The organism is Bacillus cereus group sp. BfR-BA-01350, from assembly GCF_022663775.1.
Classification (GTDB): Bacteria; Bacillota; Bacilli; order Bacillales; family Bacillaceae_G; genus Bacillus_A; species Bacillus_A paranthracis.
Genome location: NZ_JAKUGD010000012.1, coordinates 89,858 through 105,831, shown reverse-complemented (window position 1 = coordinate 105,831; position 15,974 = coordinate 89,858). Strand labels below are relative to the sequence as shown.

Genomic DNA, 15,974 nt, shown 5'->3' with positions numbered 1-15,974 from the left:
GAGGATGAATGAAATGTCAAAAGGATACAAGTTCACAAAAGAAGAGTTAGTAGAGGCGTGGAAAGATCCACAAGTAAGAGAGAAGTTAAAAGACTTACCGAAACACCCATCGGGAAAAGCGTTAAATGAATTAAGTGAGGAAGAGTTAGCGGAAATTCAAGGGGCATCAGATGTACAACCAGAAACAACACCGCTTTGTGTGGGAGTCATTATAGGAATAACGGCATCAATTAAAATTTGTAAGTAGATAGGTTTCATTCAAAAGGGGTATTCATCTCCTTTTGAATGAAACAGATTCCAATATTCGAATGCGAAAAATCGAATGTTGGAATCTGTTTCCCCTGAAGGGGACCAATTTATTGGAATATGGATTTTAAAATAAGGAAGGGGATTAAATTATTATGTTAATTCACTCATATATAAATGAAAAGGCATTTGCAAAGAGTCTTAATTTGAAAGAGCGTTATAAAACGCTAAAAAGTAGAAGAGATTTATTATTATCGGAGGATTTAAATTTAGCCCAATTAAATAAATGGATAGATAAAATGTTTAAAAGTAATAAAGCTGATTTTGATTTTAAATTAAAGATGAATGAAATGACAAAAGAAGATTTTGCGAGTTTAATTGAGAAAATTCCTGAATCCAAAGAGCATTTATATATAGATGAATTAAATGAACATGTGAATTTGCGCGTGTTAGAAATGGGAATAGAGTTGTGTAAAAGTAAGCCATTAAGTGCAGAGGAAGATTTAGGGTTTATAGAATTTGTTAGGCCGTTTGCACTTTATGCAGCCGAAATGATAGATAGTTCGTTGAAATATAGATTAAATAAGATACGTTATGAGCATGAAGAAATTAAAGAAATGCTAGTACGATCTTTAGTAGAAGAGTTATTAAATAATGCGGTGCGCTCACTAGTCTTAGAATTTAATATTGCAAAACTAAGGGAGGAACTGGTAGGGGAGACTCCAGAAGAGCGATTTCTTTCCTTTGTCAGAGAGAAAGCTAGAAATAAGGAGAATTTAATTGCGTTCTATGAGGAATACGCAACATTAACGCGAAGGTTAATTTTGAGAACAGAGTATTTTATACAAAATGTTCAAATGTTACTATTTCGTTTGAATGAAAATTGGCTACAATTACAAAAAGAATTTCAATTGCAGGATGCATCATTAAGCGAAATTAAGGTTGGATTAGGAGATACACATCAAGAAGGAAAAACGGTTGTTCAGCTTGTGTTCTCTTCAGGTAAAGAAATTTTATATAAGCCAAAGTCTATGGAAATTACGAAATCGTACCATGCGTTTTTAGAATGGATGAATGAGGTAAGTGGAAGTATACAACTTCCATCATATAAAGTTTTAGACTGTGGTGAATATGGATGGGAAGAGAAAATATTGTATAAACCGTGTTCTTCTAAAGAAGAGGTAGAGCGTTACTATTCACGTTTTGGTAAGTTGATTGGTTTAATGCATATGTTAAAGGGTGCGGATTTGCATTTTGAAAATATAATTGCTCATGGAGAGTATCCATACATTATTGATTCGGAGACGATTTTTCATCAATATCCAAAACTGAATTTTCCAGATAGTGCGGAAGTAAAATTGAAATATGAACAAAGCGACTCAGTGATAGGATCTGGATTGCTGCCGCAAGCTATGTTTCAAAATATCGATGGAAAAGGTATCGATTTAAGTGCTTTAAATGGAAAAGAGCAAGATTTGCCGTTTAAGGTGTTGGCTTTAAATCAAAATAGTAAAGATGAAATGGAATTTACTATGAAAGAAGCTAAAAGTCAAAGTGCTAAAAATCTACCGAAACTTGGAGTAGAAGAGATTTATGTAGAGGATTATTTGAACTTTATTATTGATGGTTTTCAGGAAATGTGTAAATTTTTTATTGAGTATAAGGATGAGATTTTATCAGAAAGAGGACCTTTAATTACATTTAAAGAAAATAAAATTCGCATTGTTGCTAGGGCTACTCAACAATATTGTAATTTCCTACAAGAGTCTACACATCCAGACTATATGAGAGATTCAATTTTATTGGAACAATTATTTGAAAGAGTATGGTATTACCCATATGAAAATAAGGAACTAGTCATTCATGAGATTCAAGACTTATTACGTGCGGATGTTCCTATATTTACGACTTTTACAGATTCACGAGATCTATATAGTAGTACAGGTGAAAAGATGGAAGACTTTTTTAAGGAGAGCGGTTATGAGCAAGTATATAATAGAATTTATCATTTTGATGATAAGGAATTGGAAAAGCAACGAGGATGGCTGAAGTTGGCAATACAGGGAAATAGAGAAATTGATATTAAAGTGAGAAGAAAAGAGAGTTACAGAAGTGAATTATTAGAAAATCATCAGGAGACAATCTTGCAGGAAGCAATAAATATCGGAGAGTCTTTAGTAGAGAATGTAGTATTATCTGATGATAAAACAACAGCTTCATGGTTACAAGCAAATGTTATTCACGACAAGTGGTATGTTGCCCCTATGAAGCAAAATTTATATGACGGTTTAGGTGGCGTAGCACTATTCTTATTGTATCTAAATAAAGTTACAGGAAACGAAAAATATTTAGAGGTTGCTCATAAGGCGTTGAAATCAGCGATGAACCCTTTATCGAAAGCGAAGGGGCTTCTATCGACCTTCTTGGGTAAATATTCATTGTTATATCCATTAGCACATTTTCAATCTATAAGTCCTAGAAAAGAATATCAGGATTTTTTAGAAGAAATAAAAGTAGAATTAAAAGAAAGGCTCAAAGAAGAAGAAGAGTTTGATTTGTTAAGTGGCTCAGCGGGAGTTATTCAAGTGGCCCTTAATGTATTTGAAATGACAAAGGATCAAGATTATTTAGATCTTGCTGATATGTACAGTAAGCATTTGGCGGAAAATGTATCAATATTAGAAAATGGAGTAGCGTGGAAGAATAAACATACTAACAGTTATTTAGGTGGTTTTTCTCATGGAACGAGTGGTATCGCTTGGAGCTTATGGCGTTCGGGGATTATGAATAGGAATCAAGAATATATTGATTTAGCTAAAAAAGCGCTTGCTTATGATCGATCATTGTTTGACAAAGAAGAAAGTGCGTGGAAAGACACGAGAGAGAGTGAGAAGAAGTGCTTACATCAATGGTGCCACGGTTCCACCGGAATAGGATTGAGTAGGGTTTTAGTAAGAAGCTATGAAGAAGATGTAGAAATGGACGAAGAAATTCGAGTAGCTGTAGATAATGTACGAAAGTATGGATTTAAAAATAATGATACATTATGCCATGGGAATATGGGGGACACGGAATTACTATTGGCTGTTTCACAGTTATATGGTAATAAAGAATTGTATGAACAGGCGATACAAATTGGCATACAAGTTATTAATAATTATAGAGAAACGGGTAGTTATCAATGTGATGCACCAGATGATATTCAATCATTCGGCATGTTTGTAGGAATAGCAGGAGTTGGTATGCAGTTATTAAGACTATTACAACCGAATGAAATTCCATCTGTTATGACATTAGAAAATGTAAAAGGATAAATGAAAAGACATTCTACCTTTTGGTAGAATGTCTTTATTATACATTTACATTTATTATACCTTTTCGAACAGCTTCAGCTAGCGCTTCAGAACGAGAACTCACCTTGAACTTTTTAAATAGTTTCGTTAAATTATATTCAACAGCCCTAGAACTCATATATAATTCATCTGCAATTTGTTTATTACTTTTTCCTTTCGCGATGGATTCAAGAATTTCTAATTCTTTTTGTGTAATTGTAACATGGCTTGATGCTCTTTTCGTATCTAAGTTATCAACAGTCATATCTTCAACTCGAAGTTGTCGCAATAGAGAAATCGGGATTAAAGTATACCCATTTAAGACAGCACGAATAGCCATTAATAACTCTTGTTGTGATGCTGATTTGCTAACAATACCGCTAATACCAGAATCTATTAATAAATTAAATTGAGATAAATATTCGAAGCCTGTGTAGAGAATGATTTTTGCATCTGGTTGTATGTGTAAAAGTTTTTGAGCCACATCAAGTCCACTATAATTAGGCATGTTCATGTCTAAAAGATATATGTCAAAAGGTGTTTTTGAACTTTGAGAAATTGCTTCCTGTTCGTTTAAAATGTATGTTGCCTGAATATCTGCTTCTAATTCAATCATATTTTTTGTGCCTTCACCAACTATTTGGTGATCGTCTACAATCAAAACGTGTATCATTTTATTCACCTCGGTATAGTAATATTTACTTGTAGTCCATTTCCAATTTCTGAAATAAGTTGAATTTCGCCTCCTATTCCTTGAACACGCCCTTTAATCCCAGATAAACCCATATGTTTATTTGAGGAATAAGGGACTTGAGTATTAAAGCCGATGCCGTTATCACGATAATCTAGATAAATACAATTATTCTCCTCCCATAAGAATATATTAATTAAAGTTGCATTAGAGTGCTTATCAGCATTGTTTAATAATTCTTGGATAATACGATAAATAGATAGAATTTTATCAAATTCGTAATGATTCTCCTGTATTGAGTCGTATTCAAATTGAATTCGGAAATTAGTACGTAGTTGCATTTGTGCTAATAGCTCTTTAAGCGCACCTATAAGACCAATTTCAGATAGAAGAGCAGGTTTTAATTCATTACAAGTGTCACGAATTTGTTGAATAACATCTAACATACCGAATTTTATTTTTTCTAATTGTCCCTGCAATTCACCTGGTACAGTATGCTCTTTTAATACGGTTTCTAGTTTACGATACCAGACAATTTGGTCTTGCAAGGCAGCGTCATGAAGATCTGCAGCGAGTCGACGCCTTTCAGTCTCTGAGATTTGAAATAGTAGACGTGAAAGAGTTGCTGAGTGTGTTTTATTTGCTAGGCTTTCTTTTTCTAAAGATTGAATGATTTGGTTAACTGAATTTAGGTTTTCATAAACGAGACGTACATATTTGACGATAGCGATAAACCAAGTCTTTTCATTGATATTAAATTTAATATTGTTGGTTTTATTTCCAACCCAAATGTAATGCTTTGTATTTTGAGTAGAATATAAATAAATACCGATACATCCGTCATCTTCTAATAAATCATTTATATATCCCGATTCCATTCCCCATTGTTTCTTTTTCGAAAGATTAAATTTTTCTGTTTCCCCGTAACTCTTATAACAATTATATGTATTTTGTTTTATATCAAATTCAATAAATTGTATAAAACACGGTTTTAGTAGGGAGATAATTTCATTCATAAATTTCTTCTCTAAATCTTTTACTTTCATAATGGAAGAAAGTTGTTGTGCGAACTGATCAATACTTACATGTAGATTGGTTTTGCTTCTGAATAATTGATTGCGAAATGTGAAATCTAATCGTTCCTTTATTACAAGAAACAGTATGTTTAAAGGGAAAATGATAATAAAATTTTGCATGAGTCTAATTAAGAAACGTTCGTCAGGATTAATACCCCAGCTTATAATTAATGTAATAATGATAGTTGGAATTAATGAAAGCATAGAGTAGTACCGAACACGATCAAACATAAAATCAATATCAAAGATTTGCTTTGTTAATATTAAATAAAAGTAGCCAATTGGAATGCAAAATAGGAATAAGGCTGCAATATCAGCTCTAATCATGGCTGCATTTAATAATATCCTTGGAAGCGCATATAGCATGATAAATGGCCCGAAAGAAATACATTGGATAACTAACATAAATTTAAAAAAAGGTCTGTGTAAAGTATTTCTATATTTTATGTATCCTTTTAAAAGAAAATATAAACTTAAAAGAATACTAAAGCATAAATAAGCTAAATCTGTGTAAGCAGAGACTTGTTGCAAATTTGGAAAAAAGGTAACGGATAATAAGCCAGTAGTAACAACGGTCATGTATAGACAAATGTGAAATCTAACCACATTTTTATGTATAATAATAATTTCCTTCCGCTTAAACAGCTGATATAAAAATAAAGTAAGAAATAAAGATACACTTTGAAAAGAGATACTTATAATCAAGAGTCCGCCAAAATCAGATTTACTAGATATAGAAGAGGCGGAAAGGCTAATAGAGGTTGCTAATAAAAAAAGCATAAAATAACGCTCTTCTCGCCTTATAGCTTTATTTCTATAGAGAATAAAACATAAGCTTAGAATGGTTAGAGAAAAAATCATTGGTAGATATAATGTAATAAGTAGCTCTTCGTTGTCTGAAGTAGCTGCTGTACTATAAGTAGAAATCTTATCATTCTTTATAGTTTGAATTTCGGTTGCATTTAAAAATTGATTTTGGTACCGATTGAAAACCCCTAAATAAGGATTCTCCCCATCTACTTTGTAGATTTCATCGCCTACTTGTAATGCTGTTTTTGCAGCCCAACCCGACGTATCAATTTGACTGATTGTATATGTCTTATCGTTTTCTTTAGAAGCGATAATGCCACTGTAAGGCTGATAAAATTTGTAGAGGATGTAACTTTGTATGATTAAGTAAAAAATTATTAATGAAATTACGAAATAAATTGGACGTTGTTTAATCATTGCTAGAAATACCTCACTATCATATATAATTTCGGAATCCCGCAATAGGATTGCGGATAATAGCAAAAGAATATGTAATAATATAAAACTATAAAAATTGGTGGGGTGAACGATATATGATTAGGGAATTAGTTGAACGTATATTAGAAGATATTCAATTTAAAAATGTGTGTAGTCAAGGAACCATAGCCATTGATGGTATATCAAAACAAGAATTAGAAATTATATTAGGTACTTTAGATAAATCGACTTTACTTAGTAAAGCTGCTGAGACATGGAAGTAAACTAAATTAGAGTATCAATTAACCTATCCTTATTTGCTTGACTGATTGAAAGTTGTTCGATGTATCTTTGACATTTGTATACATATAGGTTTTGCATAACAGAGCAATACTCCATCGATCCACCGTATAGTAATATGTGTTTTAAAGTTTCTAATGTTTGATTATTTAATTCGTTATATTGTATCTCTTGATTAAAGAATTTTTTTATAAGTATAAAGTTATCATTTTTACTATTTAAATAATATAGTATTGGTAAAGTTTTCTTTAAATTAAGAAAATCATTTTTCTTATCCCATTGCATAATATCACGCATATCGTTTTTTATTTGATTAATAACGCCTATACATATTGCGTAGTTTTCAATTAAAGAACGCTGGATAGGGTTAATATTCCCTGTTCCTAATAAGCATGCAAGTTTAATTAGATATCCAGATTTGTGAGTTACCATATCAATATAGTCTTTCTCAGAATGGATTTCATTTTTAAGATCTAGCTGTTGTCCATTAATAGAGTTTAAAATACAAGAGTGTATTTCGTTTTTGAGCCAGTTTTTCATTTGAATTGAAAGGGAAGATTTGTCAACTTCTTGCAAACAAATAAGTAAGAATCCCATAATTATATTGAGATTTGTGGCAATTGGATGTTTTGTCCAAGGTCCTTCTAAGAAATCTTCATCTTGAATATCATCCATAATATCTAGAGAGAGCATAAGTAATTCTATAATTGTTAGCAGTAATTGTTTTTCTTCTTCATTTTGGTTATCTTGAAATATTTCATAATGTACGAGAGTGATGTTGGCAAAACGAGTAGAATCATTGAATTTGTATTCAATATATTCTGAAGAACATTGACGTAATGTAGATTCGAAAAAATGTCCATAAACCAGTTTTTTTGCACGCAAAATTAATTCATTTTGTAATGAATAAATCACTCGCAGCTCCCCTTTTGTAAAAATTCGGAATATTCCAATTGTAACATAAGAGGGAGATCTTCACAATTAAGCATATCGCAAATGCGATATGTTTTTTTTATGAAGATGTTGCGGAAAATCCCGCTAATTTGTTTGCGGTAACTACAACGTGCATTGCGGACAATAACGTTTAAAAGAAGGATATGATAGGAGTACAGATTAAGACAACACAGTTTAATAAACGAGAAAAAAATAATCTAATATGGATTGAGAATAAAGGAGGAGAATGATGAAGAAAGTTTTAAGTGATCGAGAAAAAGAAGTAGCTGTGTTGATTGCACGAGGTTTGAAGGATGTTGAAATAGCAAGGGAGTTATTTATTAGTAGAAGGAGAGTGGGGGAATTAGTAGCCTCAATTAAAAGAAAGTTAGAAATACATTCAAGGGTCCAAATTGGAATAGCTGCATATTTTTTAGGATTAATTACATTTGAATTTAATTTTAATCATGGTAACCATGAGGGTGTTGCTATGATTAATAGTTAAAGAGATAGGGGGGAATAAAATGGCAAAGGTGCCCTTTATAGAACAGATGGAACATAGCGAATGTGGATTAGCCTCATTGGCGATGGTCTTTAGTTTTTATGAAAAGCATGTTTCGTTAGCTGAATTAAGAGAAGAGTTTGGTGTTCCAAAAGGTGGTACATCTTTATACCAGCTTATGCATATTGCTAGGAAAAATGGTTTTCAAGTAAAAGGATATAAAGCTGAATATGAAGCTTTAAGCGAAGTTAAATTACCAGCAGTTATCCATTGGGAACATAAACATTATGTAGTCCTAGAGAAAGTGACAAAAAAGGGGGCTATAGTTATAGACCCTGCTTACGGAAGAAATAAAGTCTCTAAAAAAGAAATGGAGGAAAAGTATTCTGGATTTGTATTAACACTAGAACCAGATGAGTCATTTCAAAAACAAAAAGGTGTCTCTCATTTGCAATTCTTTTTATCGTTTGTGTTAGGGAAAAAGAAATTAATAGCTTTAATTGTATTAGCTTCTTTGATAATTCAGGCTTTTGCGCTGGTGATTCCATTTGTAACAAGTTGGATGACTGACCACGTAATTGTTCCGAGAGATCCGAGTTATATGAATATGATAGGTTACAGCATTTTAGTATTGCTAATAAGTTATCAAGTATTTGCTTCGTTAAGAGGCTTTCTAATAGCGAAATTGCAAACGGCAATTGATATGTCTTTAATGCAAAGTTTTATAGAAAAACTACTAAGTCTTTCTTATAACTTTTTTGAGAATCGATCCATGGGAGAACTGTTATTTAGAGCAAATTCCAATGTATATATTAGACAAATATTATCTACTAAGGTAATTTCCTTTCTTATAGATGGAATTCTGCTTTTCACTTACTTATTCTTCATGTTTCGTTATTCGACTTTATTAGGACTCGTTGTGTTAGCGGTTGGGATTGTTATATTCGCCTTACTTGTCATGAGCACGACTGTTTCTAAGAAGTTAGCTGATAAAGAGGTTTCGGCTCAAGCTCAAGTTCAAAGGATTTTGTCTGAGAGTATTAATGGGATTAGTGATGTGAAGGTTATGGGATTGGAAAAGCAAGTGTATAAAGAATGGAAAGAACGCTTTGGTTCTCAACTTATTCATGCAGAGAAGAGATCTATATGGACGGCATTGATGAATACATTAGCAGGTTCTATTCAATTTATCTTACCGTTGTTTCTACTTTGGTTCAGTGGACAACAGGTGCTAGCTGGAAATATGACATTAGGAAGTGTACTCGGCTTTAACGCGTTAGCGATTTCGTTTATAACACCGATTATTTCCATTGGGAGTGGCTATGGTGAATTGATTTATATTAGCTCTTATATTCAGCGGATTTACGATGTAATGCATGCGAGATCGGAGAGAGAGGTAAATCAATTTTCAGGAATTAAGAAACTGAATGGTGATATTGAGTTTGACAACGTTTCTTATCGTCACAATTATTTCAGTGAAGATGCAATTCAGAATGTTTCATTTAAAATCAAAGCTGGTGAGAAGGTCGCAATTGTTGGGGCGTCCGGTTCTGGAAAAAGTACAATTGTAAAAATGCTTCTCGGACTATATACACCAACGAAGGGGAAAATCCGATTTGATGGGATTGAAAGTGAAAAGTTAAATTTGAAATTTTTAAGGAAATCAATAGGTGTTGTTTTCCAAGAAGCGAGATTGTTTAACAAAACGGTAGGAGAAAATATTATTGCACAAAGGAAAGGTGTACCTCCAAATGGAGTAATTGAGGCATCAAAGCAAGCGAATATATTAGAAGATATTATGATGCTACCATTAAATTTTCAAACGATGGTATCTGAATTTGGAGTTAACTTCTCTGGTGGGCAAAGGCAAAGGTTAATATTAGCTAGAGCATTGGTAACAAACCCATCTATTTTAATATTGGATGAAGCGACAAGTGCACTCGATACATTGTCTGAAAGAGTTATTGATGAGAATTTAACTGATATGTTATGTACAAGGATTGTCATTGCACATAGATTAAGCACGGTTAAGAATGCAGATAAGATTATTGTTATGGATAAGGGAGCAATTGTAGAGATAGGATCACATACAGAGCTACTTGAGAAGCAAGGATATTATTATCAATTGTCAAAAGCTCAGGAAGTAAAAGGAGGGATTAAAAGTGAAAGATTGGCTTAAATATCGAAACACAATAGCGAAAATAGGTGCTGGAATTACTGTGGGATTATTATTAAACCTTCCTATAGTTGGAGTTAGTACGATAAGCGCTGAAGAAATGAAACATAATCAAATTAAAGAAAATTCGTATGTGTTTACATTGAGGCAAGGTGAAAATACGGATGAGATGATAAAGGAAATTAGAGATAAATATCCCGATTTAAAGCTAGAAGTAATAAAAGAAATTAAGATGCTGAATATTGAAGGTGATAATTTAGAAAGAGTACAAGAAGCGAAGCAGCATTTATTAAAAAATTATAAAGGGATAATTGAAAAAGCAGGTAGAGAGGATGTAGTGGAATTAAAGCCGCCCACTATAGTAAAGAATCCTTCAAATAAAATAAAATACGCACCTTCACAATTAGAACAAGAAGAGGCCGATTATAGCAAATGGAAATGGGATGTCGATAAGGTAACAGAAAATGGGGAGAGCTATAAAATTGAACAAGGAAATCATAGTGTAAAGATTGGTGTTATTGATAGTGGGATTGATGTAAATCATCCTGCGTTAAAGGGAAATATAGTTAGTCAGGGGAAAATTTTAGTTCCGAATGTAGAATCAATTGAAGATAATATTGGTCATGGAACAATGATTGCGGGGTTAATAGCTGCTGATGGGAAAATAAAGGGGGTAGCGCCCAAAATTGGGATTGTACCATATAAAGTATTTCAAGGTAGTTCTGCAGATTCAAGTTGGATTATTAAAGCTATTGTAGAGGCTGCAAATGATGGTATGGATGTTATCAATTTAAGTTTAGGAACATACAAGTCCATTAAAGACCCAGAAGAAGGAGCTGTGTATTTAGCTTACAAAAGAGCAATAGAATATGCGAATAGTAAAGGGAGTTTGCTAGTGGCTTCCTCTGGAACAGAAGGATTCGATATTTCAAATCCTTTTCAATTAGCTAAGCAAAGAGGATATGAAAACGACTTGCAACTTCATATGCCTGGGGGGTTACCGGGGGTAGTCACTGTTGCGGGAACAAATAAAGAGGATCGATTATCTTATTACTCTAATTATGGAACAAATGTTGATATTGCTGCTCCATCAGGAGATTATGGATCTTTGTGGGAAAGTGAAAAAGTGGGAGATGAAACAGCTATGGTATTAACCACATATCCTACAAATCTTCCGCAATCTCAACTAAGTGAATGGTTAGGATTTGATAGAGGATATGAGCTGATGATTGGAACGAGTCTAGCAGTTCCTAAAGTATCTGCTACAGCTGCACTTGTAATTGCGGAATATAAAGAAAAGTTTAGGCTGAAGCCTAGTAATGGATTTGTTAAAACGAGGTTATATCAGGGGGCTAAACCGGCATTGGGTGACGGGAAAAAATACTTTGGAAAAGGCATTGTAAATGCGAAGGGTGCACTTGATTTTCGAAATACAAATTTTAAAAAATGGGAGAGATAGGGATGAATTTTAAAAAGTTTTTACTTATGATTGGCGGAATTGCTTTAGGAATGGCAGTTATTTACTTTATTAAACAGTAAAAGGGGATGTTATATATGGCATTTGAAATTCAAGGTTTAAATAAAACATTTGGTGAATATAAAGCTGTTGATGATTTAAATATACGTGTAGAAGAAGGTGGAATTTTAGGGATGCTGGGCCGGAATGGTGCTGGTAAGACGACAACAATTCGTATGATCTTAGATTTAATCAAACCGGATAGCGGCCAAATTCTATGGAATAATCGCCCTTTTTCAAAGAAAGACTTGTCTATCGGCTATTTACCAGAAGAGCGTGGATTATACCCGAAAATGAATGTAGTGGAGCAATTAGTGTATTTCGGCAAGTTAGAAGGAATGCCAGCAAATCTTGCAAAAAGGCATGCGTTACAGTGGCTAGAAAAATTAGAAATGACACCACATTTAAAGAAGAAAACAGAGGAATTGTCAAAGGGAAATCAACAAAAAATCCAATTGATTTCAGCGATATTGCATAATCCGGAATTCATAATACTAGATGAGCCATTTAGTGGATTGGATCCTGTAAATGCAGAGATGTTAAAAAATGTTGTACTTGAGTTGATCGCGCAAAGAAAAACGATTATCTTTTGTAGTCATCAAATGGACAGTGTAGAAACGTTCTGTGAGGAAATTTGTATTATGAAAAACGGTCAAATTGTATTATCGGGTGCCTTGTCAGATATTAAGAAAAGTTATCAATACAAATATATGACGTTGCAAACGGAAGGGGATATTGAACCGATTCTTAAGAAGAAAAATTTCAATTTTGAAAAAGTTAATCGTACGTTCATGATTAAAGTTAATGATGGAGAGGATGCATTTTCGCTGCTTGAAGATATTAAAACTAAACAATATATCCGAGACGTTTCTATTAAAGAACCTTCTTTACATCAAATCTTTGTTGAAAAGGCGGGTGCATAAGTAATGAGGAATTTCTGGATTGTTTTAGGGCAAACGTACTGGGATCGTGTGAGGACGAAAATATTTATTGGGATGACATTGTTATTAATAGGAGGAGGGATATTCTTATTCTCTTTTCCAACTTTAGTACAAAAGTTTTCTGGAGAGAAAGAAAAAGCAAAGGTTGTATTTATTTCTGAAGCACCTAATGTTACGGTGGATCAATCTAATCTTAGTAAAGCTCTTCCGGAATGGGATTGGTCTTTAGGAGATAAAACAAAATTAAATCAATATAAGCAAGAATTGTTAGATAAGAAAATCGAAGCGCTCTTTATATTAAAAGAGGGCGTGGGTGCTGAACCAGTATTAGATTACTTTATGAAGCTGGATAATCCTAAGTTGATTCAAAGTGCACAGGTATTTGTACAAAATCAGTATTTTCAAAGTGCGGTAGTTAAACAACAGTTATCAGAAGAGGCTGTGAAATCACTGACGATGAACGTGCAAGCGAAAAAACAAAACTTAAATAACGAAGAAACAAGTTCGTTCTTACTAGTATATTTATTAGTAGCGATTATGTACTTAGCGATCACTTCATATGGAAATGCTATCGCGACAGCAGTTGCGTCAGAGAAGGCCTCACGTGTTATGGAAGTGATGGTCACAAAAGTATCTCCTGTCCATATGGTTTTCGGGAAAATTTTAGGAGTCGGTCTTGCTAGCTTGACACAGTTATTTATTTTCTTCCTTAGTATGGCGCTATATATTAAATCTGGAATTTTTAAGGTGTCGGATTCGTTTTTTGGAGTGAATATTGATGTGAATTTGATTACAGGTGAGCATGCTGCATATTTCTTGTTATATTTTGTTCTCGGTTACTTCGTTTATGCGGCACTTTTCGCAGTGTTTGGTTCGATGGTAAGCAGGCCAGAAGAATTATCCGGAACAACGATGCCAATCACTCTTATATTGATGGGAAGCTTAGTGGTGGAGTTATTAGTAGTACTTGATAACCCTGAAGGGCTAGTATCAAGGGTAACATCATATGTACCGTTTACAGCTCCGATTAGTATGGTAGTTAGGATTATTAATGGATCGGTTGGGAATTTAGAAATTATTACATCTATGGTTGTATTATTGGCTAGCATCAGTTTAATTGCTATGTTTGCAGCGAAGGTCTATCCAAAAGGTGTATTAAGAAGTGGTAAGAGCCTTAAATTTAGTCAATTGTTAAAAAATAATTAATTGTAGGGGGGAATAAATAATGAGATTTTTTTCGAAAAGAAAACAAAAAATGATGGATAGTAGTGGCGAGAGAAGTGCGAAAAAAATAGTTGAGTTATCTGTGGAAGAGATGAGAGGAATTCAAGGAGCGTCTAGTGAATCGAACGATTATCTCTATGATTCCTATGTAATTAGGAATCAAAGTTCCTTAGCTTTAAATAAGAGGTTTCTTCCTTAATAGTAATCATAAAAGAGTAGTTAGGCATAGTGAAGAGTCACTATACCTAAACTGCTCTTTTTATTTTGGGATTGAAAAGAGATAAATTTAATGTTGTTATATATAAAATTAAAAGTTACTATTAGTACGTGGTAATAAAAAATGAGTTTAATATTTTCTTTCAATATTATTCAAATTTCGGTTGTAAGTTGTAAATCTCATTAATACATATAAATTAATAATATTTTGGAATGGGTGTCTGTGATAGCATTCTCCTTTTACCAAACTTATTGTACAATAGAAACAAGGGGGAGATTAGTTTGAAGGCAAGTCTTTTACAAGAACAAAGCTTACGTTTGGCAATGACACAAGAGTTAAGGCAAGCGATTACAATGCTCCAGTATAATGTACAAGAATTATCGGAGTTTTTGTATGAGCAATCGTTAGAGAATCCCCTTATTGAGTTAGGTGGTTTTGAGAGGGAGAAGAAAAAGAGCTCTAACAACAGTAAAAGTACCAGCAAACAAGTCGAGAATCAGATGGAAATCTACAGTGTGGATTCTACAACGATTCAGCAACATTTATTAAATCAAATACAGTATTATAAAATAGAGGAAGAAGAGCGAAAAGTAGCTTCTTTCATTATTATGAACATGGATGGAAATGGGTATTTACAAGAAACGAATGAAGAGTTAGCAAATCTTCTTTCCGTACCACTTCATGTAGTTGACCGCTCTGTAGAGCTTGTCCAATCACTGGAGCCAGCAGGGGTAGGAGCGCGTAATATTCAGGAATGTCTAACTTTGCAATTGAAGCGCTTACAAAGACGGAATGGATTAGCAGAAGAGGTTGTAGAAGACCATTTCGCTTATTTCGTGAAGAAAGATTGGCGAAAGCTCGTTCAAGTGTTGAAGTGTAGTAATGAGGAATTGCAATCGGCGGTGAACTGTATTACGTCATTACAGCCGAAACCAGGTCTTGCGTTTTCTTCTGATAAACCACTTTATATTGTGCCTGATATGGCAGTGAAAAAAGATGGCGATCGTCTCGTTTTACAAATGAATGAGAGAAATATGCCGAGAATTGAAATTCATTCTGAATATAGTGCGCTTCTTAATAATAGTGAAAGTGAAGTAGCATCTTACGTTTCAGAAAAGTATCAGCATGTGCAGTGGATTATGCGTAGTTTGAAACAGAGAAAACAAACGCTTTTGCAAGTAATGACCATTATTATGGAAAAACAACGTGATTTCTTCTGGAAAGGTCCGGAGTATTTAAAGCCACTTGCTTTAAAAGAAGTAGCAGAAGAGTTAAGCGTCCATGAATCGACAATTAGTCGGGCAACGCGAAATAAATATGTGCAAACACCACACGGTTTATTTGAGATGAAATCGTTCTTTAGTAATGCCGTTTCGACTACTGAAGATGAAGCAGTTTCTACAAAGCGTGTAAAACAATTTATTCAAACGCTTGTTGAGGCAGAGAATAAGAAAAAGCCACTTTCAGATCAAAAGATTTCAAAATTATTAGAAGAAGAGCATGAAATCGTTATTTCTCGAAGAACAGTGGCGAAGTATAGAGAGCAAATGCACATTCCAGCGTCGTCATTACGAAAAACAATCGGATAGGTGA

The 15,974-nt window shown here is 33.5% G+C and carries 13 protein-coding genes; 10 read left to right on the top strand and 3 right to left on the bottom strand.

Annotated features, from left to right (window positions below; all coding sequences use genetic code 11):
* Together MR147_RS22110 and MR147_RS22105 are read left to right on the top strand one after the other, a co-directional pair.
* Window positions 1-247, top strand: a 247-nt coding sequence (locus tag MR147_RS22110; protein WP_242304752.1) for a mersacidin family lantibiotic, incomplete at its 5' end; no start/stop codon positions are given.
* Between the two features lie 154 nt (window positions 248-401).
* On the top strand, window positions 402-3,560 hold the full coding sequence (locus MR147_RS22105; protein WP_074608749.1) for a type 2 lanthipeptide synthetase LanM family protein: 3,159 nt from the start codon (window positions 402-404) through the stop codon (window positions 3,558-3,560).
* Between the two features lie 37 nt (window positions 3,561-3,597).
* Here the strand turns inward: MR147_RS22105 and MR147_RS22100 are convergent, their stop codons facing one another.
* Window positions 3,598-4,251 (bottom strand): response regulator, encoded by a 654-nt coding sequence (locus tag MR147_RS22100; protein ID WP_000582193.1) that lies wholly within the window; start codon window positions 4,249-4,251, stop codon window positions 3,598-3,600.
* Window positions 4,252-4,256: 5 nt separating this feature from the next.
* A complete protein-coding gene (locus MR147_RS22095) occupies window positions 4,257-6,572 on the bottom strand; it encodes a sensor histidine kinase (protein ID WP_074608748.1) in 2,316 nt (771 codons plus the stop codon).
* 116 nt (window positions 6,573-6,688) lie between these two features.
* On the opposite strand from MR147_RS22095, the gene MR147_RS22090 reads away from it, so the two are divergent.
* On the top strand, window positions 6,689-6,856 hold the full coding sequence (locus tag MR147_RS22090) for a hypothetical protein (protein WP_000617613.1): 168 nt from the start codon (window positions 6,689-6,691) through the stop codon (window positions 6,854-6,856).
* A gap of 1 nt (window position 6,857) precedes the next feature.
* Here MR147_RS22090 and MR147_RS22085 read toward each other — a convergent pair whose 3' ends face one another.
* Window positions 6,858-7,787, bottom strand: a complete 930-nt coding sequence (locus tag MR147_RS22085; protein WP_000640555.1) for a polyprenyl synthetase family protein — start codon at window positions 7,785-7,787, stop codon at window positions 6,858-6,860.
* A gap of 268 nt (window positions 7,788-8,055) precedes the next feature.
* On the opposite strand from MR147_RS22085, the gene MR147_RS22080 reads away from it, so the two are divergent.
* The 7 genes from MR147_RS22080 (at window position 8,056) to rpoN (ending at window position 15,970) form a co-directional block, all read left to right on the top strand.
* Window positions 8,056-8,310, top strand: coding sequence for a response regulator transcription factor (locus MR147_RS22080; RefSeq protein ID WP_000757186.1), 255 nt, complete (start codon window positions 8,056-8,058; stop codon window positions 8,308-8,310).
* A 19-nt stretch (window positions 8,311-8,329) separates the two neighbouring features.
* The gene (locus MR147_RS22075; protein ID WP_242304751.1) at window positions 8,330-10,486 is read left to right on the top strand and encodes a peptidase domain-containing ABC transporter; all 2,157 of its coding nucleotides are present in this window, start codon (window positions 8,330-8,332) and stop codon (window positions 10,484-10,486) included.
* The gene (locus MR147_RS22070; protein WP_000656162.1) at window positions 10,470-11,942 is read left to right on the top strand and encodes a S8 family peptidase; all 1,473 of its coding nucleotides are present in this window, start codon (window positions 10,470-10,472) and stop codon (window positions 11,940-11,942) included. The genes MR147_RS22075 and MR147_RS22070 overlap by 17 nt, the downstream gene beginning before the upstream one ends.
* A 95-nt stretch (window positions 11,943-12,037) precedes the next feature.
* Window positions 12,038-12,922, top strand: coding sequence for an ABC transporter ATP-binding protein (locus tag MR147_RS22065; protein ID WP_000863488.1), 885 nt, complete (start codon window positions 12,038-12,040; stop codon window positions 12,920-12,922).
* Between the two features lie 3 nt (window positions 12,923-12,925).
* Window positions 12,926-14,146 (top strand): ABC transporter permease, encoded by a 1,221-nt coding sequence (locus MR147_RS22060; protein WP_074608743.1) that lies wholly within the window; start codon window positions 12,926-12,928, stop codon window positions 14,144-14,146.
* Between the two features lie 19 nt (window positions 14,147-14,165).
* Entirely contained in the window at window positions 14,166-14,363 is a 198-nt protein-coding gene (locus MR147_RS22055) for a hypothetical protein (RefSeq protein WP_001210631.1), read from the top strand.
* A 299-nt stretch (window positions 14,364-14,662) separates the two neighbouring features.
* On the top strand, window positions 14,663-15,970 hold the full coding sequence (gene rpoN / locus MR147_RS22050) for an RNA polymerase factor sigma-54 (RefSeq protein ID WP_000647974.1): 1,308 nt from the start codon (window positions 14,663-14,665) through the stop codon (window positions 15,968-15,970).
* Window positions 15,971-15,974: the final 4 nt, after the last annotated feature.